The organism is Lacrimispora sp. 210928-DFI.3.58 (assembly GCF_020554865.1).
Taxonomy (GTDB): Bacteria; Bacillota; Clostridia; order Lachnospirales; family Lachnospiraceae; genus Enterocloster.
Genome location: NZ_JAJCIC010000020.1, coordinates 61,743 through 83,408, shown reverse-complemented (window position 1 = coordinate 83,408; position 21,666 = coordinate 61,743). Strand labels below are relative to the sequence as shown.

Here is a 21,666-nt window from a genome sequence, read left to right as displayed (position 1 = left end):
TCAATTTACTCCGAATGATACAGGAAAAAGAAAAGTGGTGCTGGGCGTAATCAACCAGCACCAACTTTGTCTACAGTCTGAGGCCGGTATGGATATACCGGCCCGCTGTTTTTCTATGGAGTTTTAGGAGGAATATCCTCAGGCTCATGGCTCATGGAGCTTTGACTGCCGATCACAATCTCCGGTGCTCCGGTGAGGTTTACGTTCCTGGTGACTTTTGCATCGTATGTATCGGCCTTCATGATCTCTGAGAGATCGACACCAGTGGCTTCCTTCATGGATTCAAAGAGCTTTGCCATGACGACAGGTACATTTCCGGCCACAGCGCCTACACCATTGTCGCCATCGCTTCCGCCGCCGATAATGGTGATCCTGTCGATCTGGGAAAGAGGTTCGGCAATCTTGCCTGCGATCTCAGGAAGGACTTTGATCATCATTTCCGCCATAGCGGCCTTGTTGTACTTCTGGTAGGCCTGGGCCTTTTTCTCCATACCTTCTGCCTCTGCAAGGGCCTTTGCCTGGATGGCGGCAGCCTCTGCCTCACCTCTGGCCCGGATACCCTCGGCCTCCTGGAGCATGGCGTAGCGGTCGGCATCTGCCTGTGCCTTCTTTGCCTCTGCGGCCTTTTCCTGCTCGTATTTCTTTGCTTCTGCCTCTCTCTGACGCTTTGTCAGATCAGCGGCAGCGGCCTGTTCAATGGCATAGCGGTCAGCATCTGCCTTCTTGTTGATCTCAGCCTCCAGGGCCTGCTGCTGTACGGCAACTTCCTGCTTGCGCAGCTCGGCTTCTCTCTCCGCCTTTGCGATCTGGGCATTGACCGTGGCTGTTTGGATCGTCTTTTGCTGCTCCTGCTTCTGGATCTCGTAGGCAGCGTCCGCCTCTGCCTTCTTTGTGTCGGAGGCCTTCTGGAGCTCCGCCTTCTTGATAGCGAGCTCGTTGTTCTTCTGGGCGATCTCTGTCTCTGCCTGGACGCGGGCATCGTTGGAGGCCTTGTCGGCAGCAGCCTGGGCGATGGCAATGTCACGCTCTGCCTCCGCCTTGGCGATGGAGGCGTCCTTGCGGATCTTGGAGGTATTGTCCATACCCAGATCCTGGATCAGGCCGTGTTCGTCTGTGACGTTCTGGATGTTGCAGGAAAGGATCTCGATCCCCAGCTTTTCCATGTCCTTGGAGGCCTTTGCCATCACCTGGTCGGAGAAGGAATCACGGTCCGTATTGATGGCGCGGAGGGTCAGAGTGCCGATGATCTCACGCATATTTCCCTGTAAGGAATCCTGGAGATCAGCGGCGATCTTGGCAGAGGGCTTATTTAAGAAGTTCCTCATAGCCAGCTTCATCTGATCATGGTTATCCGCTACCCGGACCTTTGCCACGGCATCCACCATAACGTTGATAAAATCATTCGTAGGGATGTACTCGTCCGTCTTGATGTCCACAGTGATCTGTCCCAAATACAATTTGTCCAGCTGCTCAAAGAAGGGGATCTTAAGCCCGGCCCGGCCTATGAGCACCCGCGGCTCCTTCCTGAGACCGGATATGATATAGGCGTGATCCGGCGGGGCCTTCACATAGCCCTGGGTGATGATGATAATAATAAGGACGATTGCCAGTATGATCGGCAGGAATGCAAAGAGAAGTTCTAACATGGGAGCTCCTTTCTGTTAAGAAAATGTTACTGTTTAAGATGCATACATTTTACCATATACTGGAATAAGTGAGAATATGATTTATAAATTTGTCAGAAAGATACAGAAAAAAGAAAGAATTGTCTTAGCAGAATGCGATGGTGAAGCTGTTTCTTAGAGAGTTTCGGAAAGATGAGGGATTATGAGAAAAACAGCAGGCCCGCCCGAAAGCAGGTCTGCTGTCATAATGAGCTTACTTATAGTTTTATATTTCAGCAGCTGATCAATGCTGATTGATGGTCCTCTTCACATAAGTTGTATGAAGCAGGTGATGTGCCTTTTCGCTGCCCGGCTCGCCAAGGTAGGTAGCGTAAAGCTCCTTGATGGCGGGATTCTCATGGGATTTGCGCAGCGGGTTGGCCACGTCGCTGTCATAGAGCACTTTAGCCCGCAGGCCGCGGATGTCAACTGTGTTGCGCACATAGCCAGGCTGCTGAGGCTGGCCGCCACCGTTAACGCAGCCGCCGGGGCATCCCATGATCTCGATGAAGTGGTAGTCTGCCTCACCGGATTTTACCTTGTTAAGAAGCTCTCTGGCATTGCCGAGGCCGGAAGCAACGGCAACCTTTACATCCATACCGGCCACGTGATAGGTAGCCTCTTTGATGCCCTGAGTGCCGCGGACCTCTACGAAATCCAGCTTTGGAAGCTCCTCGCCTGTCAGGGTCTCAACAGCAGTACGGAGAGCGGCCTCCATAACGCCGCCTGTAGCGCCAAAGATCACGCCTGCGCCTGTTCCAAGGCCTAAAGGCTCGTCAAACTTCTCATCCGGCAGTTCCAGGAAGCGGATACGCGCTTTCTTGATCATTCTTGCCAGTTCTCTTGTGGTGATGGAAATGTCCACATCCGGTACGCCGTTGGCATCCTGATCGTCACGTCCGATCTCAAACTTCTTTGCCGTACACGGCATCACGCTCACACTTACGATATCCTTTGGATCAATGCCCATCTTCTCAGCATAATAGGACTTTGCGATGGCGCCGAACATCTGCTGAGGAGACTTACAGGAGGACAGGTTCTCTGTCATATCCGGGAAGTAGTGCTCGCAGTATTTCACCCAGCCTGGGGAGCAGGAGGTGATGAGAGGAAGCACGCCGCCGTTCTGCACGCGGTCAAGGAACTCATGAGCCTCTTCCATGATGGTGAGATCAGCGGAGAAATCCGTATCAAATACTTTATCAAAGCCTAAGCGGCGCAGGGCTGCAGCCATCTTGCCCTCAACGTTGGTGCCGATAGGAAGGCCGAACTCCTCGCCCAGTCCTGCGCGGACAGCGGGGGCGGTCTGAACGATCACATGCTTTTTCGGATCTGCAATTGCTGCAAATACAGCAGCTGTGGAATCCTTCTCCTGCAATGCGCCTGTGGGGCATACAGCGATACACTGTCCGCAGGATACGCAGGAGGTCTCTCCTAAGCCCATCTCAAAGGCAGAACCGATGTCTGTTGCAAAGCCGCGGTTGTTCGCTCCGATGACACCGATGCCCTGTACATGCTCACAGACTGCTACGCAGCGGCGGCAGAGGATGCATTTGCTGTTGTCACGGATCATGTGGGCTGCGGAATCATCGATCTCTGTGGCGGATTTCTCGCCGTCATAGTAGCCTTCATCGTCTACGCCCAGCTCATGTGCCAGCTCCTGGAGCTCGCAGTGTCCGCTGCGCACACAGGATAAGCAGGAGCGGTTGTGGTTGGATAACAGAAGCTGGATGGTCTTCTTCCTGGAATCCATAACCTTTGGTGTGTTGGTAAATACCTCCATGCCGTCCTCAGCAGGATATACGCAGGATGTCACCAGTTTTCCATTCTTTAATTCTACGATACAGACACGGCAGGCGCCGATTTCGTTGATTTCCTTTAAGAAACACAGGGTAGGAATCTCAATATGCGCCAGTCTTGCTGCCTCCAGGATGGTTGAGCCTTTGGGGGCAGTGACTTCGATGCCGTTGATTTTAAGTTTAATTGTCTCCATAGTATGTTCCCTCCTCCCTTATTTCTTATAGATCGCGCCGAATTTACATTTTTCCATACATGCGCCGCACTTGATACACTTTGTCTGGTCGATGATATGGGGGTTCTTGACAGAGCCCACGATCGCTCCGGCAGGACAGGTGCGTGCGCACAGGGTACATCCGCGGCACTTGTCACGGTCAATGTTGTAGGACAGAAGGGCTTTACATACGCCGGCAGGACAGCGTTTTTCCTTGATATGGGCCTCGTACTCATCGCGGAAATAGCGCAGTGTGGAGAGCACGGGGTTCGGTGCTGTCTGTCCAAGACCGCACAGGGAATTGTTCTTTACGTAGTAGCAGAGTTCCTCTAACTTCTCAAGGTCCTCCATGGTGGCCTGACCCTTTGTGATCTTTGTCAGGATCTCAAGCATTCTCTTAGTGCCGATACGGCAGGCAGTACATTTGCCGCAGGACTCCTCTACGGTGAATTCCAGGAAGAATTTGGCAATGTCTACCATACAGTCATCCTCGTCCATGACGATCAGACCGCCGGAACCCATCATGGAGCCGATGGAGATGAGGTTGTCATAGTCGATGGGGATATCAAAATGCTCTGCAGGGATACATCCGCCGGAAGGACCGCCTGTCTGAGCTGCCTTAAACTTCTTGCCATTGGGAATGCCGCCGCCGATCTCTTCGATGACCGTGCGGAGGGTGGTTCCCATAGGAACCTCTACCAGACCTGTGTTGTTGATCTTGCCGCCTAAGGCGAATACCTTTGTTCCCTTTGACTTCTCCGTACCCATGGATGCGAACCACTCCGGGCCGTTTAAGATGATCTGCGGGATGTTGGCATAGGTCTCTACGTTATTCAAAATGCTGGGCTTTCCGAATAAGCCCTTCTGAGCCGGGAACGGAGGCCTTGGCCTTGGCTCGCCGCGCTTGCCCTCAATGGAGGTCATAAGAGCGGTCTCCTCGCCGCATACGAAGGCTCCTGCACCCAGGCGCAGGTCAATGTCAAAATCAAAGCCAGTGCCGAAAATGTTCTTGCCGAGAAGCTCCATCTCACGGGCCTGGTCAATAGCAATGCGGAGACGGTCTACTGCGATGGGATACTCAGCGCGGACATAGATATAGCCCTGGTTTGCACCGATGGCATAGCCGGCAATGGCCATTGCCTCCAGCACTGCATGAGGATCGCCTTCCAGTACGGAACGGTCCATGAATGCACCTGGGTCGCCCTCGTCAGCGTTACAGCAGACGTACTTCTGGTCAGCGTCATTCTGCTTACAGAGCTTCCACTTAAGGCCTGTAGGGAAGCCTGCGCCGCCGCGGCCGCGAAGACCGGCATCCAGAAGGGTCTGGATCACATCGTCAGGTGTCATCTCTGTTAAGACCTTGCCCAGTGCCATGTAGCCGCCGGTTCCGATGTACTCCTCAATGTTCTCCGGGTTGATAACACCGCAGTTGCGCAGGGCGATACGGTGCTGCTTCTTGTAGAAATCCGTGTCGCTTAAGGCCTTGATGCCGCCTGTGGGGCTTACGGTCTCCTGGTACAGAAGGCGTGTTACCACACGGCCCTTTAACAGGTGCTCTGACACGATCTCAGGGATATCATCCGGCTGTACCATGGAATAGAAGGTAGCCTCCGGGTATACGATCATGATAGGGCCTAATGCACAGAGGCCGTGGCAGCCTGTCTCTACAATGGCAACCTCCTCCTCTAAGCCCTGGCGCTTGATCTCATTCTGTAATGCTTCCATTATCTGGGGACTTCCGGAGGAAGTACATCCGGTGCCGCCGCAGACCAACACGTGTGAACGATACATGATGTTTTCCTCCTTTTATTTCAGTCCTGAAGCGCCCATGGTGTACTTGTCAACGGGATGTCCGCCGATCAGGTGGCGCTCGATGACTTCAAGTGCTTTTTCCGGGTTCATCTTTACATATGTAATCTTTTCTTTTCCTGGTTCCATGACCTCCACAATGGGCTCATACTGGCATAAGCCGATGCAGCCTGTCTGTGTAACGGAGATCTTGTCTGTCAGCCCTCTTGACTGTACTTCCTGGGCCAGTGTATTCAGAACAGGCCTTGCCCCTGCTGCGATACCGCAGGTAGCCATGCCGACTACAACGCGGGTGTGGTTGTGGTCTTCGGCACGCAGATTGACCTGGCTCTGCATTTTTTCTCTGATTGCCTTTAATTCAGCGAGAGTTTTCATGCGATCATATCCTCCTAGTTTGATCCGGAACCCTGATCTGCCTAGATCTGGGCCCCTCCGTCAGTTTCATTTTGATTTTCTCTCAGATATTCCATTATGTAATCCGACACCTCAGGGGCATTGAGAGGGATCCCTCCCAGTATTTCCCGCATCTGGCGGGTGTCCAGTGTAAAGGAAGCTTCATTATATCTATATGTGTAGCAGAAATCCGTATCAGGGTGGTACACGATCAGGTTGTGTATGGTGGCGTTCATATTGCCCAGGGGCATCCTGTCAATGTGTGACAGGCCAAATACAGCGGTAACAGTAGTTCCCCTGCCCGGCTCCGATTCAATGTGAAAGCTGCCGCCGGTACTTTCAGCAGCATATTTGAAAAAGGGGATACCTAATCCCACCTTTCTGGTGGTCCTGGTTGTAAAAAAGGGATCTGTGACATGTTCTACCTGTTCGCTTGTCATCCCGCAGCCGTCATCGGCAATGACGATGGTCAATCGGTCAGCTGCTGTGTCGGCCTTCACCTCAATGGTGACAAGGGAAGCGCCGGCCCTGGTGGAATTCTCCGATACATCTAATACATTTAAGGAAATCTCTGTCATCATAGGCTTAATTGTACCTTGCTAAAATACCTGGGATATCGTCAACGGTAAGCCTTCCGTATACCTCGCCGTTGATCATCATGACGGGAGCAAGTCCGCAGGCGCCGACGCACCGGCAGGAATCCAAAGAGAATTTGCCATCTGGTGTGCACTCGCCGTTGGTAATGCCCAGCAGCTCTTCCAGCTTTTTGAAGATCTCACCGGACCCCTTTACGTAACATGCAGTACCGAGACAGACAGATATCTTATATTTACCCTTTGGCTGTAAGGCGAACTGGGCATAGAATGTAGCTACCCCGTAGACCTTTTCCAGCGGAATACCCATTTCATCAGATATCATGGTCTGCACTTCGATAGGAAGATACCCATAAATATCCTGAGCCTTCTGCATCACAGGCATCAAAGATCCAGGCTGATTTTTGAGCTCAGCAATGACTTCTTTGAGTGCTGCTTCCTGCTCAGGAGTTCCCATAAAAGGAACTGTTTGTTTTTTGCAAGCCATCTTATTATTACCTCCTCACTAGTTGTACATTGTGCAATGTATCAATATTTTAGCACGTAACTGAAAAAAAAGCTACTATAAGTGAAAAAACTAACGACGAAATCTGGACGGAAAACAGGAAATATTATTGAAATTCCACAAAATGAATGGTATTCTAAGTGTATCAGGTTCAGTACAATCTGAAATAACCATGGGAATTCCCATGAAATCAAATTTAAGTGAGGAGAGGTTCGGGTATGACGGTTAGGGATGCAAGGGATATTTTAGGAGCCAGGGTGCTTACGGGGGAAGAATTTCTGGACAGGGAAGCAAGATCTGCCTGCGGCTCTGATATGATGAGCGATGTGCTGGCATTTTCAAAAGACCACTCCATTCTGCTTACTGGTCTGTGCAATCCCCAGGTCATAAGGACGGCGGAGATGCTTGATATTGTCTGTGTGATCTTTGTAAGGGGGAAGAAACCGGACGCCGCTATGTTAGAGATGGCAAAGGAGCGGGGCTTAGTCATCATGGAGACAGGACACCGTATGTTTTCCGCCTGCGGTATGCTGTATGAGGCCGGCCTTCATGGAGGGGCGATCTAGAAAGTAATCGATATTTTAAATGAAGGGAACAAATTATGGAGGACGCAATTGTTTTAACCTATGACATATCGGCTGATGATTTCACCAGAGCAGGTGAGGCGAGCAGCGATGTGAAGAGAAAATTAAAGCAGATGGGCGTGAGCCCTGAGGCCATCAGGAAGGTGGCCATTGCCATGTATGAGGGAGAGATCAATATGGTGATCCATGCCAAAGGGGGGCTGATCACTGTGGAGATCACGCCGGAACGGATCAAGATGATCCTGGCGGATGTGGGGCCTGGTATCCCGAATGTGGAGCTGGCAATGCAGGCAGGATATTCCACTGCGCCGGATGAGATCCGCTCCCTGGGTTTTGGAGCCGGGATGGGGCTTCCAAATATGAAAAATTATACGGATGAGATGGATATTGATACCAGGATCGGAGAGGGAACGACCATCACGATGGTGGTGAAAATGTAGGAAAGCCGAAATGGAGAGAAGTTATGGATAAGTTTTATCATTCTGTGAGACTGGACGAATCCCTGTGCAAGGGCTGCATCAACTGTATCAAGCGGTGTCCCACGGAGGCCATCCGCGTGCGGGGCAAAAAGGCCAGCATCAACAACAAATTCTGTATTGACTGCGGCGAATGTATCAGAGTCTGTCCCCATCACGCGAAGCTTGCGACCTATGACAAGCTGGATGTGATGAAGCAATACGAATACACCGTAGCTCTTCCAGCTCCGTCCCTCTACAGCCAGTTCAACAACTTGGACGATGTGAATATTGTACTGAATGCCCTGATACGCATGGGCTTTGACGATGTGTTTGAGGTGAGTGCCGCGGCAGAGCTGGTGAGTGAGGCCACCAGGCAGTATATATCGGAGCATGAGAGCCAGCAGCCGTTTATCAGCACAGCCTGTCCCTCTGTGGTGCGTTTGATCCGGGTGCGTTTTCCAAACCTGATCCCCCATCTGCTGCCTCTTAACCCGCCCATTGAGGTGGCGGCGATCCTGGCGGCAGAGAAGGCTCTAAAGGACACCGGGCTTCCCAGGGAGAAGATCGGGATCATGTTCATTTCGCCCTGCCCGTCCAAGGTGACTTATGTGAAGGCACCCTTGGGAACCGAGAAGAGCCAGGTGGACCACGTCCTTGCCATCAAGGATGTGTATCCGAAGCTTTTGGCCTGCATGAAAGCAGTGGCCGGAGAGGATTATCCTGTCATAGGCACCTCAGGGAAGATCGGGATCAGCTGGGGTCACAGCGGAGGAGAGGCAAGCGGACTGTTTACAGAGAATTATCTGGCAGCAGACGGCATCGAGAATGTGATCCGGGTGTTGGAGGATATGGAGGACCAGAAATTCACCAACCTGCGTTTTGTAGAGCTGAATGCCTGCAACGGGGGCTGCGTGGGAGGCGTCCTGACAGTGGAGAATCCCTATGTGGCTGAGGTGAAGCTTAAGAGGCTGCGCAAATATATGCCTGTGGCAAGAAGCCATATCCATGACAGCGAGGAGGGCCATATCCGCTGGACAACAGAGGTCCAGTATGAGCCCGTATTCCGACTGGGCAACAACATGCTGGAGAGCTTTTCCAGGCTGAACCAGGTGGAGCGGCTTATGAAAAAGTTTCCGGGACTGGACTGCGGCTCCTGCGGTGCGCCTACCTGTAAGGCCCTGGCGGAGGACATTGTCCGGGGAGGGGCCAGTGAGACGGACTGTGTGTACTATCTGCGGGAGAATCTCCACCGGCTGTCCGAGGAGGTGTCCATATTGGCTGACGACCTCCATGACGGCGATAAGGGAGGCCAGGAGACTCTCAGGATCTTAAAAGAATATATACATAGGATTTCCAGTGAAATGTCCCTGTTGGATAAGCAGGAGGAAGAAGACGGAGGAGATGGAAAATGACCGTACAGGCATTGGTAGATACAGGCATTTTTGGAGTGGTGAACCTGGGAGACGGGCTGGACCGTGAGATCACAAAGCTTTTTTGCTGCGATCTCCTGAGCATTGCCATGAGCCGTGCTCCTGCGGGCTGTGCTTGGGTGACTGTGATGGGGAATATGAATACCCTGGCTGTGGCTGCGCTGACAGACGCGGCCTGTGTGATCCTGGCAGAGGGGGCGCTGCTTGACGAGGCGGCTGCGAAAAAGGCAGCAGTCCAGGAGATCACGGTTTTAAAAACAGAGGAGCCCATCTTTGAGGCGGCTCTTAAGATCTATGGGATGCTGCAATGACCGGTCTTACATATGATCTGCATCTTCATTCCTGCTTATCGCCCTGCGGGGATGATGATATGACGCCGGCCAACATTGCAGGCATGGCTGCACTAAAGGGGCTGGAGGCAGTGGCGCTGACAGACCACAATTCCTGCAAGAACTGTCCCGCCTTCCTGGCTATGGCGGAGGAGTACGGCCTTTTAGCCGTGCCGGGCATGGAGATCAATACCTCAGAGGAGGTCCATGCCGTGTGCCTGTTTCCGGAGCTTCAGGCAGCCATGGAGTTTGACCGCTATGTGTATGACAGGCTTATGAAATTTCCTAATAATGAAGCGATCTTCGGAAAACAGCAGATATATAATGCACAGGATGAGATCTGCGGCATTGAGCCCAACCTTCTCATCAATGCAACAGATATTTCCTTTGACGGGCTGTGGGAGCTGGTGCGCTCTTATGACGGCGTGATGTTCCCGGCCCATGTGGATAAGACGGCCAACAGCCTGATCGCCAATTTGGGCTTTATCCCGCCGGACAGCCGGTTTCAGACAGCAGAGGTAAAGGATCTAAAGAAGCTCCACCAGCTGAAGAAGGACCATCCCTATCTCAATGGCTGCCGTATTATCAGCAATTCGGATGCTCATTATCTGGAGCATATCAACGAGCCGGACCTGACGCTTTTGGTGGAGGAGAGGTCAGTCCGTGGGATCATCAATGCGCTGCTGAAGGCGCAGTGAGCGTTTGGATTGAAGCGCAGAGCGGTGAAAACGGCAGAACGAAGAAAATAAAGACAGTGAAATAGAAAAAACCTCTGACAGGCAGGAAACGCGCAAGCTCCTGCCGGGCAGAGGTTTTCTCTATTGCCGGATCTGCATTTTTTGCATTAGCATCTGGGATTTATGGCGCAGCCATGAATTCCAGCAGAGTGGCGGCTTTGTCAATACTCTGAGGCCACTAGTCCTCCAGGGCCCTCTTTAAGCCGCCCAGAAACTCCAGGTCCTCCTGCTTCACGCGGATGTTGGAGGAGATGGCCTTCCCGGAGCTGTTGGTAACATTGATCTCGATCAGACTGCCCTCGTCCAGAAAGCTTTCCTTTGAGGCTGCTTTTACAAAAGAGATCAGCTTCGGATGGTTTGATCTGAAAATGCTCCAGGCAGGCTTTAGCTGTAATAGATTCATTGGATTCATTTGCGTTCACCTCAAACTGTAATATAACATAATCATGTATAAAATGCCAGAGCAGCTGCGGTATAAATTGCGGAAGGCTGCGGAAGCGGAAGCGATCTTCAGTTGAAAACGCTCCCTGGAACTGATATAATAACGGGAAACGAAACAGCACGAAAAAACGGAGGAGACAGCCATTGAGATTCATCCATACATCAGACCTCCATCTGGGAAAAAGAGTGAATGAATTTCCTATGCTGGAGGACCAGATCTATATATTAAAAGAGATCCTCCGTATTGTGGAGGAGGAGAAGGCCGGGGCGGTGGTGATCGCCGGGGATGTGTACGACAAGCCTGTGCCCCCGGCGGAGGCTGTCCAGGTATTTGACAGCTTTCTGACAGAGCTTGCAGGGCATCAGATCCCTGTGTTTGTCATCAGCGGGAACCATGACAGCCAGGAGCGCATTGCCTTTGGAAACCGCCTCATGCGGGGCAGGCAGGTGTATATGGCTCCGGTGTATGACGGTTTCGTGGAGCCGGTGGAGCTAAAGGACGAGTACGGGAGCCTGTTTGTGTACATGCTTCCCTTTATAAAGCCTGCCATGGTGCGGAAATGCTGGCCGGAGGAGGAAATCCCTGATTTTGACGCCGCCCTGCGGTGTGCGGTGGGGCATATTGTGAAGGGTGACGGAGGCCAGGCGCCTCTCGATCCGTCAGCCCGCAATGTGATCGTGGCCCACCAGTTCGTGGCCGGGGCTTCCTGCTGTGATTCGGAGGAGCTTTCCATCGGCGGGCTGGATTCGGTGAGTGCGGACATTTTCCGGGAGTTTGACTATGTGGCATTGGGGCATCTCCATGGTCCGCAGAAGATCGGACGGGATACCATGCGCTACAGCGGTACGCCCCTCAAATATTCCTTTTCTGAGGCAGGCCATAGAAAATCAGTGGCTGTGGTGGACATGCTGGAGAAGGGGAAGGTGCAGGTGAGGCTGCGGGAGCTTACGCCTCTTCGCGATCTGAGGGAGATAAGGGGGACCTATGAGGAGCTGACAAGGCTTGACAGCTACAGGGGGACCAGGGTGGATGACTATCTGCGCATTACTCTGACAGACGAGGAGGACATCCTGGACGCTCTGGGAAAGCTCCGCTCGATCTATCCCAATATCATGAAGCTGGATTATGACAACCGCAGGACCAGGGAGGGCGGAAGGCTGGAGGCGGTAAAAGAGGAGCGCAGGTCTCCGCTGGAAATGCTGGAGCAGCTCTATGAGATGCAGAACAACCAGCCCATGAGCCCGGAGCAGGTGAAGCTGGCGGAGGAGATCATGAGGGATATCTGGTGATCGTTTGGAGCGTTTTTGGGACATGGGCCTGACAGGCCGCGGCATATAGAAGCTACAGGAGGACAGCCATTGAGACCTACAGAATTGACCATATCTGCCTTTGGGCCTTATGCGGGGGAGACAAAGCTTTCCCTGGCAGCCTTTGGAGACAGGGGGCTATACCTGATCACAGGAGACACCGGGGCGGGGAAGACGACCATATTTGACGCGATTGCATTTGCCCTGTACGGCAATGCCAGCGGCGACAGCCGCAAGCCCAGGATGCTGCGCAGCAAGTATGCGGATCCCTCTGCCAGGACCTATGTGGAGATGACATTTCTCTATCATAATGAGGAGTACCGCATCCGCAGAAATCCGGAATATATCAGGGCAAAGCAGAAGGGCGAGGGAGAGACCAGGGAAAAGCCGGATGCAGAGCTTCACAGGCCGGATGGCAGCGTCATCACAGGGGAGCGGGCCGTCACGGCGGAGATCGAAAAGCTGGTGGGATTGAACAGGGAGCAGTTTTCACAGATCGCCATGCTGGCCCAGGGCAGCTTTTCAAGACTGCTTTCCGGCAGGACAGAGGACAGGGGAGCCGTGTTTCGGGAGATATTCGGCACCAGGCCCTATCAGGTATTCCAGGAGAAGATGAAGGATAGGGCAAAGAACCTTTACGGACAGTATGCCGACAGCAGAAAGCGGATCCTCCAGTATGCGGAGGGCGTGCTGATAGAGGAGGAGCAGAAGGAGGCCGCTATCCGCTGGCAGGAAGCACGGGAAGGTTCCTGGGAAGCCATGGCGGAGGTTTTAAGGCAGCTCATTGAGTCCGATGAGGAGAAGGAGGCAAAGACCTCCTCTGCAGCCGGAAAGGCCAGGGAGAGACTTCTGTCCCTGGGGGCAGAGCTGGAGAGGCAAAAGAGCGCAAAGAAGGCCATGGAGGAGCTTGAAAAGGCCGCAGCATTGGCAGAGGAGCTGCGGCCTGCCCTGGGAGCCGCTGTCAGGGCCTATGAGCGGGAGAAGGACAGGCAGGCAGAGAAAAACGGCCTTGTGGGTGAGATCGCAAGGATGGAGGAAAACATGGCCTTTTATGCTCAGTATGATGCGCTGTCTTCTGCCGGTGAGGAATGCACCCGCAGGGCCGGGGCTTATGCATTGGAGGCTGAAAAGGCGGAGAAGGAGGCCGCACAGTGGCGGGAGCAGATAGAGGCGGATGGGAAGGAGCTGGAGGCCTTCGGAGAGCTGGAGGGCAGCTACCAGGCAGCCTTGGGGAAGGCTGAGAAGCAGAAGGAGTACCGCAGCCGCGTAGAGGGCTTTGTCCGTGATCTGGAGGATTACAGGAAGGAGCAGAAGAAGCTTGAGGCAGCCCAGGAGGAATACAGGAGGGCAGGCGCAGAGTGGAGAAGGGAAAAGGAGGTATATGACCGCCTTTACCAGGCATTTCTGGACAACCAGGCAGGCCTTCTCGCCGCCGAGCTCACAGAGGGAAAGCCGTGTCCTGTGTGCGGTTCTCTCAACCATCCGGCTTTGGCTGCTGCGAAAAGCCGGGATAAGCAGGTGACAAAGGAGCAGGTGGACCGGGAAGGGAACATACTGGAAAAAAAGAACCAGTCAGCCACGGAGGCCAGCCTTAGAGCCGGGCGTCAGGCGGGAGCCCTGGATACCAGATTCCGGGCCATGGTCCGGCAGATCGAAGCTGAGGTCAGCACCTGGAAGGCCTCCTGGCAGGAGAAGCTTCCCGGCAGGGAACATGCCGGAGAGGAGGCAGATTCCCCCCTTAGCCGCTGGAGGCAGGATTTTCTGGAGGCCTGGGGGAATATGCTGGAGGTGTTGGGAGAAGCCCTGCGGGTCCGGGAGGAAGAGGCTGCAGGGGAGGTTTTGAGGCTGGAGAAAGCCATCTGCCGTAAAAGAGAATTGGAGGGCCGCAGGGGCAGCTGCCAAAAACAGCTGGAAGCGGTCTCCGGAAGGCTGCAGGAGGCGTTAAATGGCCGTACAGGGGAGCTTGCACGTCAAAAGGAGATCCGGAGACAGCTTGCAGAAATACGGGAAAAGCTGGCTCTGGGAAGCCTGGAGAATGCCAAAAAGCAGGTGGAGGCCAGGAAGAAGGAGCTTGCCGCCATGGAAAAAGCTTTTCGGACAGCCGAAGAGCAGTATGGGAGCTTAAGCCGCCAGGTGTCGGAGGCAGAGACGCGGGCGGGGGCTTTTCGCAGGCAGCTGGAAGAGCTTAAGGCAGCGGGGGCAGGCCGGAAAGAGACAGGAGCGCTTGAGAAACCAGTACCAGGCCGGCCGCAGTCAGAGGAGGCCAATGAAACTGCGCCGGAGTCCCGGCAGCTGGAGGAGAGTTTAATCCGCCTTTCTGCAGCCCAGGCAGAACTCCAGACCCGCCTTTCCGTCCTGGAGAAGGAATGGGGCCGCATCCATCACCGCCTTCTGACTAACAGGACAGCCAGGGCGAATATCCTTGAGGTCCTTAAGAACATGGAGAAGCTGGAGGAGCAGTGGAGATGGGTAAAATCCCTCTCAGATACTGTTTCCGGCGAGGTGGGAGGAAAAGAGAGGATCACCTTTGAGACTTATGTACAGATGGCCTATTTTGAGCGCATCATCGCCAGGGCCAATACCAGGTTTATGGTGATGAGCGGAGGACAGTATGAGCTGAAGCGCTGCAGTGAGGATGACAACCGGGGAAAAAGCGGGCTGGGGCTTTCTGTGATCGACCATTACAACGGGACAGAGCGCAGCGTAAGAACATTGTCGGGAGGAGAATCCTTCCAGGCCTCTTTGTGCCTTGCCCTGGGGCTTTCCGATGAGATACAGGCTGCCGCCGGGGGTATCCGTCTGGACACCATGTTTGTGGATGAGGGCTTTGGCTCATTGGATGAGGATACCTTAAACCTTGCGGTGAAGGCCCTGGCAGACCTGGCAGAGGGAAAACGCCTGGTGGGTATCATTTCCCATGTTCAGGAGCTGAAAGGCCGGATAGAACGCCAGATCATAGTGACAAAGGACAGGAGCGGGGGAAGCTCTGCCAGGATACAAATATAAAAGGAGAAGAATCATGAGAAGAAAAGACAGAGAGATTACGGATAAGGAAAGGATATACCAGATCATCGCAGGCTGCGACTGCTGCAGGCTGGCATTTTCCACCGGAAAAAGCGCCTATATCGTGCCGCTGAATTTCGGATATGACAGGGAGCAGAACGCATTTTACTTCCACGGGGCGCAGGAGGGCAGAAAGATCGATCTCATACGCCAGAATGGCTATGCCGGGTTTGAGCTGGACAAAAACCATGAACTGCTGGAGGAAGAGAAAGCCTGTGAATACAGCTTCCGCTACCAGAGCGTCATTGGCGAGGGAGCCATCCGCATATTGGAGGATCCGGAGGAAAAGCGCCATGGCTTTGACTGCATCATGAAGCAGATGACGGGAAGGGACGGCTGGGAGTATCCTGAGGCAGCCGTCAGGCATACAGCAGTCCTGCGGCTGGATGTAACGGAGATGAGTGCAAAGGAAAAGGCATGATCGCTGCCGGAAGGAGCAGGCTTAAAGGGATGCTGACAGAGGAGATCAAAAAGGCGAGGGAAGAGGAAGGGCTTATTTTCAGCCGTACATTTGAAAATGAAGAGGTGAAGGAAACGGACGCGAGAGGAGCGGAGTTCGACACCGTGGTATTTACGGGCTGCCGGTTTGAAAACTGCGATTTTACAGGGGTATCTTTTGTAAATGTAGAATTGAAAAACTGCCTTTTCGCAGGCTGTAAGTTTCAGAACGGATATTGGAAAAATGTAAAAGTGTCCGACTGCAAGGCCGAGGGCAGTATATTTTCCAATGCCGTGTTCAAATGGGTGAGCTTGAAGCAGAGCCAGCTTGGATATGGGAATTTTTCCCAGACTCTCTGGGAGTTCTGTGAGGCAGAGGAGTGCAGCTTTCAGGATGCCTTCCTGTCGGAGGTCCGCCTGAAAAAGACCAGGTTTTCAAAAGCGGATTTCACGGGAGCTGATTTTTTTATGACCTCCTTAAAGGGGCTGGATCTTTCGGACTCTATCCTGGAGCATATCACAGTATCGGACAGCTATAGGGAACTGGCAGGACTAAAGGTCAATATGTTCCAGGCAGCGGAGCTGGCAAAGCTTATGGGAATTAAAATCGTGTAACAGAGAGCAGTCTAAAAAGAAATGAGGGATGACATATGACAGAACAGAGCACGATCAGGGATTTTTTAGCAGTACTTTCTTCTAAGGCACCTGTGCCGGGAGGCGGCGGAGCCTCTGCCCTGGCAGGCGCATTGGGAAATGCATTGGGCCAGATGGTGGCCAACCTTACCATTGGAAAGAAAAAGTATGCAGAGGTGGAGGAGGAGATCAAGGGGCTCCTTGAGACCATGGAGGGCCTTCAGGCAGAGTTTATCCGTCTTGCAGACAGGGACGCAGAGGTCTTTGCACCCTTAGCCCAGTGCTACAGCATGCCTTCAGGCACAGAGGAGGAGAAGGCAAAAAAGGCCCGGGTCATGGAGGCGCGTCTTCTGGATGCCAGCTATGTACCTCTTGATATCATGAAGAGAGCCGTAGAAATGCTGGATATCCTGGAAGTGCTGGCGCAGAAGGGAAGCCGCCTGGCAGTCAGCGATGTGGGCGTTGGAGTGCAGTTTATAAGAACAGCGCTCTTAGGCGCAGTCATGAATGTGTATATCAATACAAAGGCCATGAAGAACCGGGAAAAGGCAGAGGAGATCAACCAGGAGGCAGAGGCTCTTGTGGCAGAGGGGACAAAAAGGGCGGACAGCATTTACGGAGTGGTCCTTGCCTGCCTGAAATAAAAACAGCTGATTGCAGAATGTGTGAAAAATTTTTCAAAAAGCCTTGACTCTCCGGTCACTGGAGAGTTTATACTGTAAAGCGACAAAGAGGTCTAACAGAAGAAATTCTGTCAGGCCTCTTTGTCGTTGTATTACAATGGATAAGCCGGCATTATCTATGAACCTAATACCTATCATATGATACCAGGGGCAAAAGGCAGGAAATCCGATGCAAGCTTGCCTGCAAGAGGAGTTTTGGCCTTGGGACCCGTCAAAAATGTGAATAAGCAGCCATTTTTCGCAGAAAAATGAGCGGATTATGAATGTTTTTCAGAATTGCGGGAGCACGCAGTGCGTAGCAATTCGGTATCAAAGGGGTCAAAATACCTTTTGTCCCCAACAACATCATATACAGGTAAGGAGAGTGCGAGTATGAAGAGAGAACGATTCAGCAATATCGGTTACGTGATGGCGGCAGCAGGAAGTGCAGTTGGACTTGGAAATATCTGGAAATTTCCTACATTGGCGGGACAGAATGGAGGAGGTGTGTTCATCCTTTGCTATCTTGTCTTTGTATTGGTGCTGGGTATCCCCCTTCTGTTAGGTGAGGCGACCATAGGGCGCCATGCCCAGGCAGGGCCTACGGATGCGTATAGGAATATTGCGATTGCCTGCGGGCAGGGAAAGACAGCTACAAAGTTCTGGACTTTCCTGGGATTTACGGGAGCGCTTGCAAACTTATTTGTCTTATCTTTTTACAGCGTTATAGCAGGCTGGATCCTGCAGTATTGTTTTAAGGTATTTACCACCCCTATTGGAACCATGGATATGGCGCTGTTCGGAGGCTCGATCTCCACTCCTGTGACTCCAACGATTTTCGCCTTGATTTTTGTGGCAGTGACAGTTATGATTGATGTAAAAGGCATTGAGGGAGGACTTGAGAAGGCAGCGAAGGTCCTGATGCCTCTCCTGATCATCCTTCTGATCATCTGTGCAGTGTGCAGCCTTTCACTGAAGGGCGGCATAGAGGGTGTTAAGTTCATGGTGGTTCCCAACATGGAGTACGTGAAAGCGGCAGGAGGCCTGGGAGCTGTAGCCCTGGCTGCTATGGGACAGTGCTTCTTCTCCTTAAGCCTTGGCGTTGGACAGATCATCACGTTTGGATCTTATTTAAAGAAGAATTCCAACCTTTTAACAGAGACATATGCGATTCCGGCTCTTGACACAGGTGTGGCTCTTTTAGCGGGATTAGTGACACTTCCTGCTGTATTTGCAGTAAGCACGATCACGGGGATCGATCCTGCCTCCCAGACAGGACCGGGTATGCTCATGTATGCCCTGCCCCAGTCATTAAATGTGGCCTTTGGTCCCGCCTTTGGCACGATCCTTGCATTCCTCATGTTCCTTCTGGTTGTATTTGCAGCGTTGACCTCCACCTGCGCTATGCTGACAGTGTCTGTGAGCTACATAAATGAGTTCAAAAAGGTTGACAGAAAGAAAGCCACCATAGGAGTCGGTATCGCTGTTGCGATCGGTGCAACGATCTGCTCTCTGTCCAATACGGATATTCTGGGAAGCATTCTTATCGGCGGAAGAAATATCCAGGATACGTTAGACTGGCTGGTGAACACTCTGATCATGCCATTTGGCGCCTTCTTCATGTGTATCTTTATTGGATATGTATGGAAGACCGATAATGCGATCAAAGAAATAACAAATGAAGGGAAGCTGACCTTCTCCTGGCAGAAGATGTTTAAGATCCTTATGACTGTTGTGGATCCACTGATCATTCTGATCGTTTTCCTCAGCGGAATCGGAATCGTGAAATTCTAGTGCTTTGCCGGATTGATGCAGAGTCCTGATTTAGGGAGAATGTCAGAATAGGAAAAATGCAGGATTTATTTTCTATTGGCGAGATCGCCAGGCTTTTCAACATTAATATCAGGACGCTGCGTTATTACGATGAGATCGGCCTTATGAAGCCGGAGATCACAAATCCTGAGACGGGCTACCGCTATTACAGCACAAAGCAGTTCGATCGCCTCAACACCATCAAATACCTGCGTGCTCTGGACATGCCCCTTGCGAAGATACAGGAATTTTTTGAGAACAGGGATGCGGAGAAAATGGTGGACATCCTCCATGAGCATAAGCGGGTGATCGGGCGGCAGAGGCAGCTGCTGGAGATGATCGAGAAGAAGATCGAGAGCAGGCTGTCACAGATCGAGGACGCCCTGCGGACAGAATGCGGCCATATTGAGGAGAAAAAGCTGCCGCCCAGGACCCTGGCGATCCTGCGAAAGCAGATACCTGTGGGGGATGACCTGGAGTATTCCATCCGGGAGCTGGAGCAGTCCAGCCACTTAAATTCCGTGATCTTTCTGGGAAAGGTAGGGGTCTCCATTGCAAGAGAGGACATTGAAGCCCGGAAATTCGATACGTTTCTCAGCATTTTCATTCTTCTGGAGGCAGATGAGACCGGAGAAAAGGGGATCACCATGCTGCCGGGCGGGGATTATGTCACCATCCGGTTCAGAGGCACCCACCGGGAAGCAGGAAAATACTATATGCAGCTTTTAACCTACATGGAGGAAAAGGGCTACCGGGCAGCGGGAGATTCCATGGAGATCACCATGATCGATTCCGGCATGACAAATGATGTATCACAGTACATCACAGAGATCCAGATTCCGTACGGTAAAACAGAAGACCTTTAAAAAGCAATATTTTCTGTTGACTCTCCAGTTACTGGAGAGTTTATGCTTTAAAGTAATAAAAAGTAGTAACACTGGAATAGACCGTATGGAAAGGATGAGAAGCATGGTAAGATTTATCATTGACAGTCAGGTATTTGAAAAACTGCCGGATGCCTGTTTTGGAATCGTAGCGGCAAGAGGGATCGACAACAGCCGCAGGGCAGAGAGCATCACTCAGATGCTGAGGGAGCAGGAGGAGTCCTTTAAGGCACGCAAGGCAGAGGTGAATTTAAAGGAGGACGGAGACATCCTGCCTTACAGGGAGGCCTTTTATACGCTGGGCATGAATCCGAATAAATTCATGTGCTCCATTGAGGCTCTGGGAAAACGTGTCCAGAAGGGCCATGCACTGCCGGAGATCAACAGCATTGTGGACCTGGGAAATGCATTTTCCTTAAAATATGTCCTTCCCATGGGAGCCCATGACATCGGAAAGCTGGATGGGGACCTGGAAGTACGTTTCTCCGTGGAGGAGGACACCTTCCTTCCGCTGGGAGAGACAGAGGCAGAAAAGCCGGGAGCCGGGGAGTTAGTGTATGTGAGCAGTCACACAGTAAAGACAAGGCGCTGGATCTGGCGGCAGAGCGATGACGGGAAGATCACGGAGGACACAAAGGACGTATTTTTCCCCATTGACGGCTTTTTAGGAAAGAATGACGGAAAGATCCTGGCTGCCAGGGATGAGCTGGCAAAATTCATTGAGAAGGAATTTGGCTGCAAGGCAGAATTTGACTTCCTTACAGCAGAGCATAATGTATTTGAGTTTGAATAATAGGAGGGGAAATAACATGAAGCTTTTAGTAATTGGCCGTCCGGGCCGTCTGGAAAAATACTCACCGGATACAGAACTGTACCGCAATACCGAGGTTGTCCGCGTGATGCCGGGAACACCGGACGAGGAGATCTTAAAGGTGGCAGCTGATGCAGAAATGATCTTAGTGGACGCTATGTCGGGCGTGTCCAGAACTGTGATGGAGGGCATGCCGAACTTAAAGATCATCCACTCTGAGGGAGTCGGCTTTAACTTCATCGATGTGGAGGCCGCAAAGGAAAAGCACATCTATGTGTGCAACTGCAAGGGGATGAACGCTCTGGCAGTGGCAGAGCAGGCCATCCTTCTGATGCTGGGTCTTCTGCGCCAGGTATGCTACGGTGACCGCAGCGTCCGCGAAGGCAGCCAGATCGAGGTGAAGGAGGGCTACATGAAGGCCGGCAGCTTAAAGGAGATCGGTGACTGCACGGTAGGCCTGCTGGGCTTTGGAGACATTGCAAAGGAAACAGCGAGGCTGTTAAAGGCCTTTGGGGCAAAGACCTACTACTATGATATTTTCAGAGCCTCCGAAGAAAAGGAGAAGGAATACGGGGCAGAGTATAAGCCGATGGATGAACTTCTGGCTGTCAGCGACATTGTGAGCCTCCATCTTCCCGTTACCCCGCAGACAGCTAATATGGTTGGAAAAGAATTCCTTGACAAAATGAAGCAGGGAGCTTATCTTGTAAATACATCGAGAGGGGAGCTGGTAGACAGTGCCGCTCTGGCAGAGGCTGTAAAGAGCGGAAAACTGGCAGGTGCGGGCCTGGACACCATTGCAGGCGAGCCCGTACAGAAGGACAATGAACTGCTTCAGGCAATGGGCGAGGGCGCAGATAAGTTCATACTGAGCTGCCACATCGGCGGTATTACGGCATCCTCCTTCCGCAGAGGCTACGAGATGGTTTGGTCTGACTTTGCAAAGGTGGCAGCAGGGGAAAAGCCGGAACACATTGTAAATCCCTGGTAATGTGAGTCACTGAACCGTTATGCCCCCTGTCAGAACAGAGTTTTAAGACAAAACCCATATACGCCTGGCAGCGGACGCGCCATCACATCATGAAAACCTGAAGGGCGCATGGG

21 protein-coding genes are annotated in these 21,666 nt (G+C 52.4%); 14 read left to right on the top strand and 7 right to left on the bottom strand.

Annotated features, from left to right (window positions below; all coding sequences use genetic code 11):
• Positions 1 to 113: 113 nt before the first annotated feature.
• From LIZ87_RS13345 to LIZ87_RS13320, 6 genes are all read right to left on the bottom strand, one after another.
• Positions 114 to 1,646 (bottom strand): flotillin family protein, encoded by a 1,533-nt coding sequence (locus LIZ87_RS13345; protein ID WP_227147718.1) that lies wholly within the window; start codon positions 1,644 to 1,646, stop codon positions 114 to 116.
• A gap of 262 nt (positions 1,647 to 1,908) precedes the next feature.
• Positions 1,909 to 3,654 (bottom strand): NADH-dependent [FeFe] hydrogenase, group A6, encoded by a 1,746-nt coding sequence (locus LIZ87_RS13340; protein ID WP_227147715.1) that lies wholly within the window; start codon positions 3,652 to 3,654, stop codon positions 1,909 to 1,911.
• A gap of 18 nt (positions 3,655 to 3,672) precedes the next feature.
• Complete coding sequence (nuoF, locus tag LIZ87_RS13335; protein WP_178317030.1) at positions 3,673 to 5,463, bottom strand: NADH-quinone oxidoreductase subunit NuoF; 1,791 nt, start codon at positions 5,461 to 5,463, stop codon at positions 3,673 to 3,675.
• A gap of 15 nt (positions 5,464 to 5,478) precedes the next feature.
• Positions 5,479 to 5,856 carry a (2Fe-2S) ferredoxin domain-containing protein gene (locus tag LIZ87_RS13330; RefSeq protein ID WP_227147712.1) on the bottom strand — a complete coding sequence of 126 codons (378 nt, stop codon included), beginning with the start codon at positions 5,854 to 5,856 and terminating at the stop codon, positions 5,479 to 5,481.
• Positions 5,857 to 5,897: 41 nt separating this feature from the next.
• On the bottom strand, positions 5,898 to 6,455 hold the full coding sequence (locus LIZ87_RS13325; RefSeq protein WP_178316924.1) for a sensor histidine kinase: 558 nt from the start codon (positions 6,453 to 6,455) through the stop codon (positions 5,898 to 5,900).
• Positions 6,456 to 6,459: 4 nt separating this feature from the next.
• Positions 6,460 to 6,954: an NADH-quinone oxidoreductase subunit NuoE family protein gene (locus tag LIZ87_RS13320; RefSeq protein WP_178316925.1), complete on the bottom strand. Its 495-nt coding sequence runs from the start codon at positions 6,952 to 6,954 to the stop codon at positions 6,460 to 6,462.
• 236 nt (positions 6,955 to 7,190) lie between these two features.
• Between LIZ87_RS13320 and LIZ87_RS13315 the strand changes: the two genes are divergently transcribed.
• From LIZ87_RS13315 to LIZ87_RS13295, 5 genes are read left to right on the top strand one after another with little or no spacing between them, the layout of a single operon-like run.
• Positions 7,191 to 7,538, top strand: a complete 348-nt coding sequence (locus LIZ87_RS13315) for a DRTGG domain-containing protein (RefSeq protein WP_178316926.1) — start codon at positions 7,191 to 7,193, stop codon at positions 7,536 to 7,538.
• A gap of 35 nt (positions 7,539 to 7,573) precedes the next feature.
• Entirely contained in the window at positions 7,574 to 7,996 is a 423-nt protein-coding gene (locus LIZ87_RS13310) for an ATP-binding protein (protein ID WP_178316927.1), read from the top strand.
• A 23-nt stretch (positions 7,997 to 8,019) separates the two neighbouring features.
• Positions 8,020 to 9,426, top strand: a complete 1,407-nt coding sequence (locus tag LIZ87_RS13305) for a [Fe-Fe] hydrogenase large subunit C-terminal domain-containing protein (protein ID WP_178316928.1) — start codon at positions 8,020 to 8,022, stop codon at positions 9,424 to 9,426.
• Positions 9,423 to 9,755 (top strand): hypothetical protein, encoded by a 333-nt coding sequence (locus LIZ87_RS13300; RefSeq protein WP_178316929.1) that lies wholly within the window; start codon positions 9,423 to 9,425, stop codon positions 9,753 to 9,755. The genes LIZ87_RS13305 and LIZ87_RS13300 overlap by 4 nt, the downstream gene beginning before the upstream one ends.
• Entirely contained in the window at positions 9,752 to 10,471 is a 720-nt protein-coding gene (locus tag LIZ87_RS13295) for a PHP domain-containing protein (protein ID WP_178316930.1), read from the top strand. Before LIZ87_RS13300 ends, LIZ87_RS13295 begins: the two co-directional genes overlap by 4 nt.
• A 217-nt stretch (positions 10,472 to 10,688) precedes the next feature.
• Here LIZ87_RS13295 and LIZ87_RS13290 read toward each other — a convergent pair whose 3' ends face one another.
• On the bottom strand, positions 10,689 to 10,922 hold the full coding sequence (locus tag LIZ87_RS13290) for a hypothetical protein (protein WP_319638585.1): 234 nt from the start codon (positions 10,920 to 10,922) through the stop codon (positions 10,689 to 10,691).
• 173 nt (positions 10,923 to 11,095) lie between these two features.
• On the opposite strand from LIZ87_RS13290, the gene LIZ87_RS13285 reads away from it, so the two are divergent.
• The 9 genes from LIZ87_RS13285 to LIZ87_RS13245 all read left to right on the top strand — a co-directional run bounded on the left by LIZ87_RS13285 (position 11,096) and on the right by LIZ87_RS13245 (position 21,553).
• Positions 11,096 to 12,241, top strand: coding sequence for an exonuclease SbcCD subunit D (locus LIZ87_RS13285; protein WP_227147708.1), 1,146 nt, complete (start codon positions 11,096 to 11,098; stop codon positions 12,239 to 12,241).
• A gap of 69 nt (positions 12,242 to 12,310) precedes the next feature.
• Positions 12,311 to 15,265, top strand: a complete 2,955-nt coding sequence (locus LIZ87_RS13280; protein WP_227147706.1) for an AAA family ATPase — start codon at positions 12,311 to 12,313, stop codon at positions 15,263 to 15,265.
• A 13-nt stretch (positions 15,266 to 15,278) separates the two neighbouring features.
• Positions 15,279 to 15,743, top strand: coding sequence for a pyridoxamine 5'-phosphate oxidase family protein (locus tag LIZ87_RS13275; RefSeq protein ID WP_227147701.1), 465 nt, complete (start codon positions 15,279 to 15,281; stop codon positions 15,741 to 15,743).
• A gap of 29 nt (positions 15,744 to 15,772) precedes the next feature.
• Positions 15,773 to 16,375: a pentapeptide repeat-containing protein gene (locus LIZ87_RS13270; RefSeq protein WP_227147700.1), complete on the top strand. Its 603-nt coding sequence runs from the start codon at positions 15,773 to 15,775 to the stop codon at positions 16,373 to 16,375.
• 35 nt (positions 16,376 to 16,410) lie between these two features.
• On the top strand, positions 16,411 to 17,037 hold the full coding sequence (locus LIZ87_RS13265; RefSeq protein ID WP_227147698.1) for a cyclodeaminase/cyclohydrolase family protein: 627 nt from the start codon (positions 16,411 to 16,413) through the stop codon (positions 17,035 to 17,037).
• A gap of 411 nt (positions 17,038 to 17,448) precedes the next feature.
• Complete coding sequence (locus LIZ87_RS13260; RefSeq protein ID WP_227147696.1) at positions 17,449 to 18,849, top strand: sodium-dependent transporter; 1,401 nt, start codon at positions 17,449 to 17,451, stop codon at positions 18,847 to 18,849.
• 56 nt (positions 18,850 to 18,905) lie between these two features.
• A complete protein-coding gene (locus tag LIZ87_RS13255; protein WP_178317290.1) occupies positions 18,906 to 19,733 on the top strand; it encodes a MerR family transcriptional regulator in 828 nt (275 codons plus the stop codon).
• Between the two features lie 103 nt (positions 19,734 to 19,836).
• On the top strand, positions 19,837 to 20,544 hold the full coding sequence (locus tag LIZ87_RS13250; RefSeq protein WP_178317289.1) for a B3/B4 domain-containing protein: 708 nt from the start codon (positions 19,837 to 19,839) through the stop codon (positions 20,542 to 20,544).
• A 16-nt stretch (positions 20,545 to 20,560) separates the two neighbouring features.
• Positions 20,561 to 21,553, top strand: coding sequence for a 2-hydroxyacid dehydrogenase (locus LIZ87_RS13245; RefSeq protein ID WP_178317288.1), 993 nt, complete (start codon positions 20,561 to 20,563; stop codon positions 21,551 to 21,553).
• Positions 21,554 to 21,666 lie beyond the last annotated feature (113 nt).

Excerpts from the sequence above, each read along its gene's own strand:
- nuoF (WP_178317030.1), bottom strand. The coding sequence starts at position 5,463 with ATGTATCGTTCACACGTGTTGGTCTGCGGCGGCACCGGATGTACTTCC.
- LIZ87_RS13245 (WP_178317288.1), top strand. The coding sequence starts at position 20,561 with ATGAAGCTTTTAGTAATTGGCCGTCCGGGCCGTCTGGAAAAATACTCA.
- LIZ87_RS13315 (WP_178316926.1), top strand. The coding sequence starts at position 7,191 with ATGACGGTTAGGGATGCAAGGGATATTTTAGGAGCCAGGGTGCTTACG.
- LIZ87_RS13250 (WP_178317289.1), top strand. The coding sequence starts at position 19,837 with ATGGTAAGATTTATCATTGACAGTCAGGTATTTGAAAAACTGCCGGAT.
- LIZ87_RS13265 (WP_227147698.1), top strand. The coding sequence starts at position 16,411 with ATGACAGAACAGAGCACGATCAGGGATTTTTTAGCAGTACTTTCTTCT.
- LIZ87_RS13340 (WP_227147715.1), bottom strand. The coding sequence starts at position 3,654 with ATGGAGACAATTAAACTTAAAATCAACGGCATCGAAGTCACTGCCCCC.
- LIZ87_RS13305 (WP_178316928.1), top strand. The coding sequence starts at position 8,020 with ATGGATAAGTTTTATCATTCTGTGAGACTGGACGAATCCCTGTGCAAG.
- LIZ87_RS13270 (WP_227147700.1), top strand. The coding sequence starts at position 15,773 with ATGCTGACAGAGGAGATCAAAAAGGCGAGGGAAGAGGAAGGGCTTATT.
- LIZ87_RS13290 (WP_319638585.1), bottom strand. The coding sequence starts at position 10,922 with ATGAATCCAATGAATCTATTACAGCTAAAGCCTGCCTGGAGCATTTTC.
- LIZ87_RS13295 (WP_178316930.1), top strand. The coding sequence starts at position 9,752 with ATGACCGGTCTTACATATGATCTGCATCTTCATTCCTGCTTATCGCCC.
- LIZ87_RS13325 (WP_178316924.1), bottom strand. The coding sequence starts at position 6,455 with ATGATGACAGAGATTTCCTTAAATGTATTAGATGTATCGGAGAATTCC.
- LIZ87_RS13345 (WP_227147718.1), bottom strand. The coding sequence starts at position 1,646 with ATGTTAGAACTTCTCTTTGCATTCCTGCCGATCATACTGGCAATCGTC.
- LIZ87_RS13260 (WP_227147696.1), top strand. The coding sequence starts at position 17,449 with ATGAAGAGAGAACGATTCAGCAATATCGGTTACGTGATGGCGGCAGCA.
- LIZ87_RS13275 (WP_227147701.1), top strand. The coding sequence starts at position 15,279 with ATGAGAAGAAAAGACAGAGAGATTACGGATAAGGAAAGGATATACCAG.
- LIZ87_RS13320 (WP_178316925.1), bottom strand. The coding sequence starts at position 6,954 with ATGGCTTGCAAAAAACAAACAGTTCCTTTTATGGGAACTCCTGAGCAG.
- LIZ87_RS13310 (WP_178316927.1), top strand. The coding sequence starts at position 7,574 with ATGGAGGACGCAATTGTTTTAACCTATGACATATCGGCTGATGATTTC.
- LIZ87_RS13330 (WP_227147712.1), bottom strand. The coding sequence starts at position 5,856 with ATGAAAACTCTCGCTGAATTAAAGGCAATCAGAGAAAAAATGCAGAGC.
- LIZ87_RS13255 (WP_178317290.1), top strand. The coding sequence starts at position 18,906 with ATGCAGGATTTATTTTCTATTGGCGAGATCGCCAGGCTTTTCAACATT.
- LIZ87_RS13300 (WP_178316929.1), top strand. The coding sequence starts at position 9,423 with ATGACCGTACAGGCATTGGTAGATACAGGCATTTTTGGAGTGGTGAAC.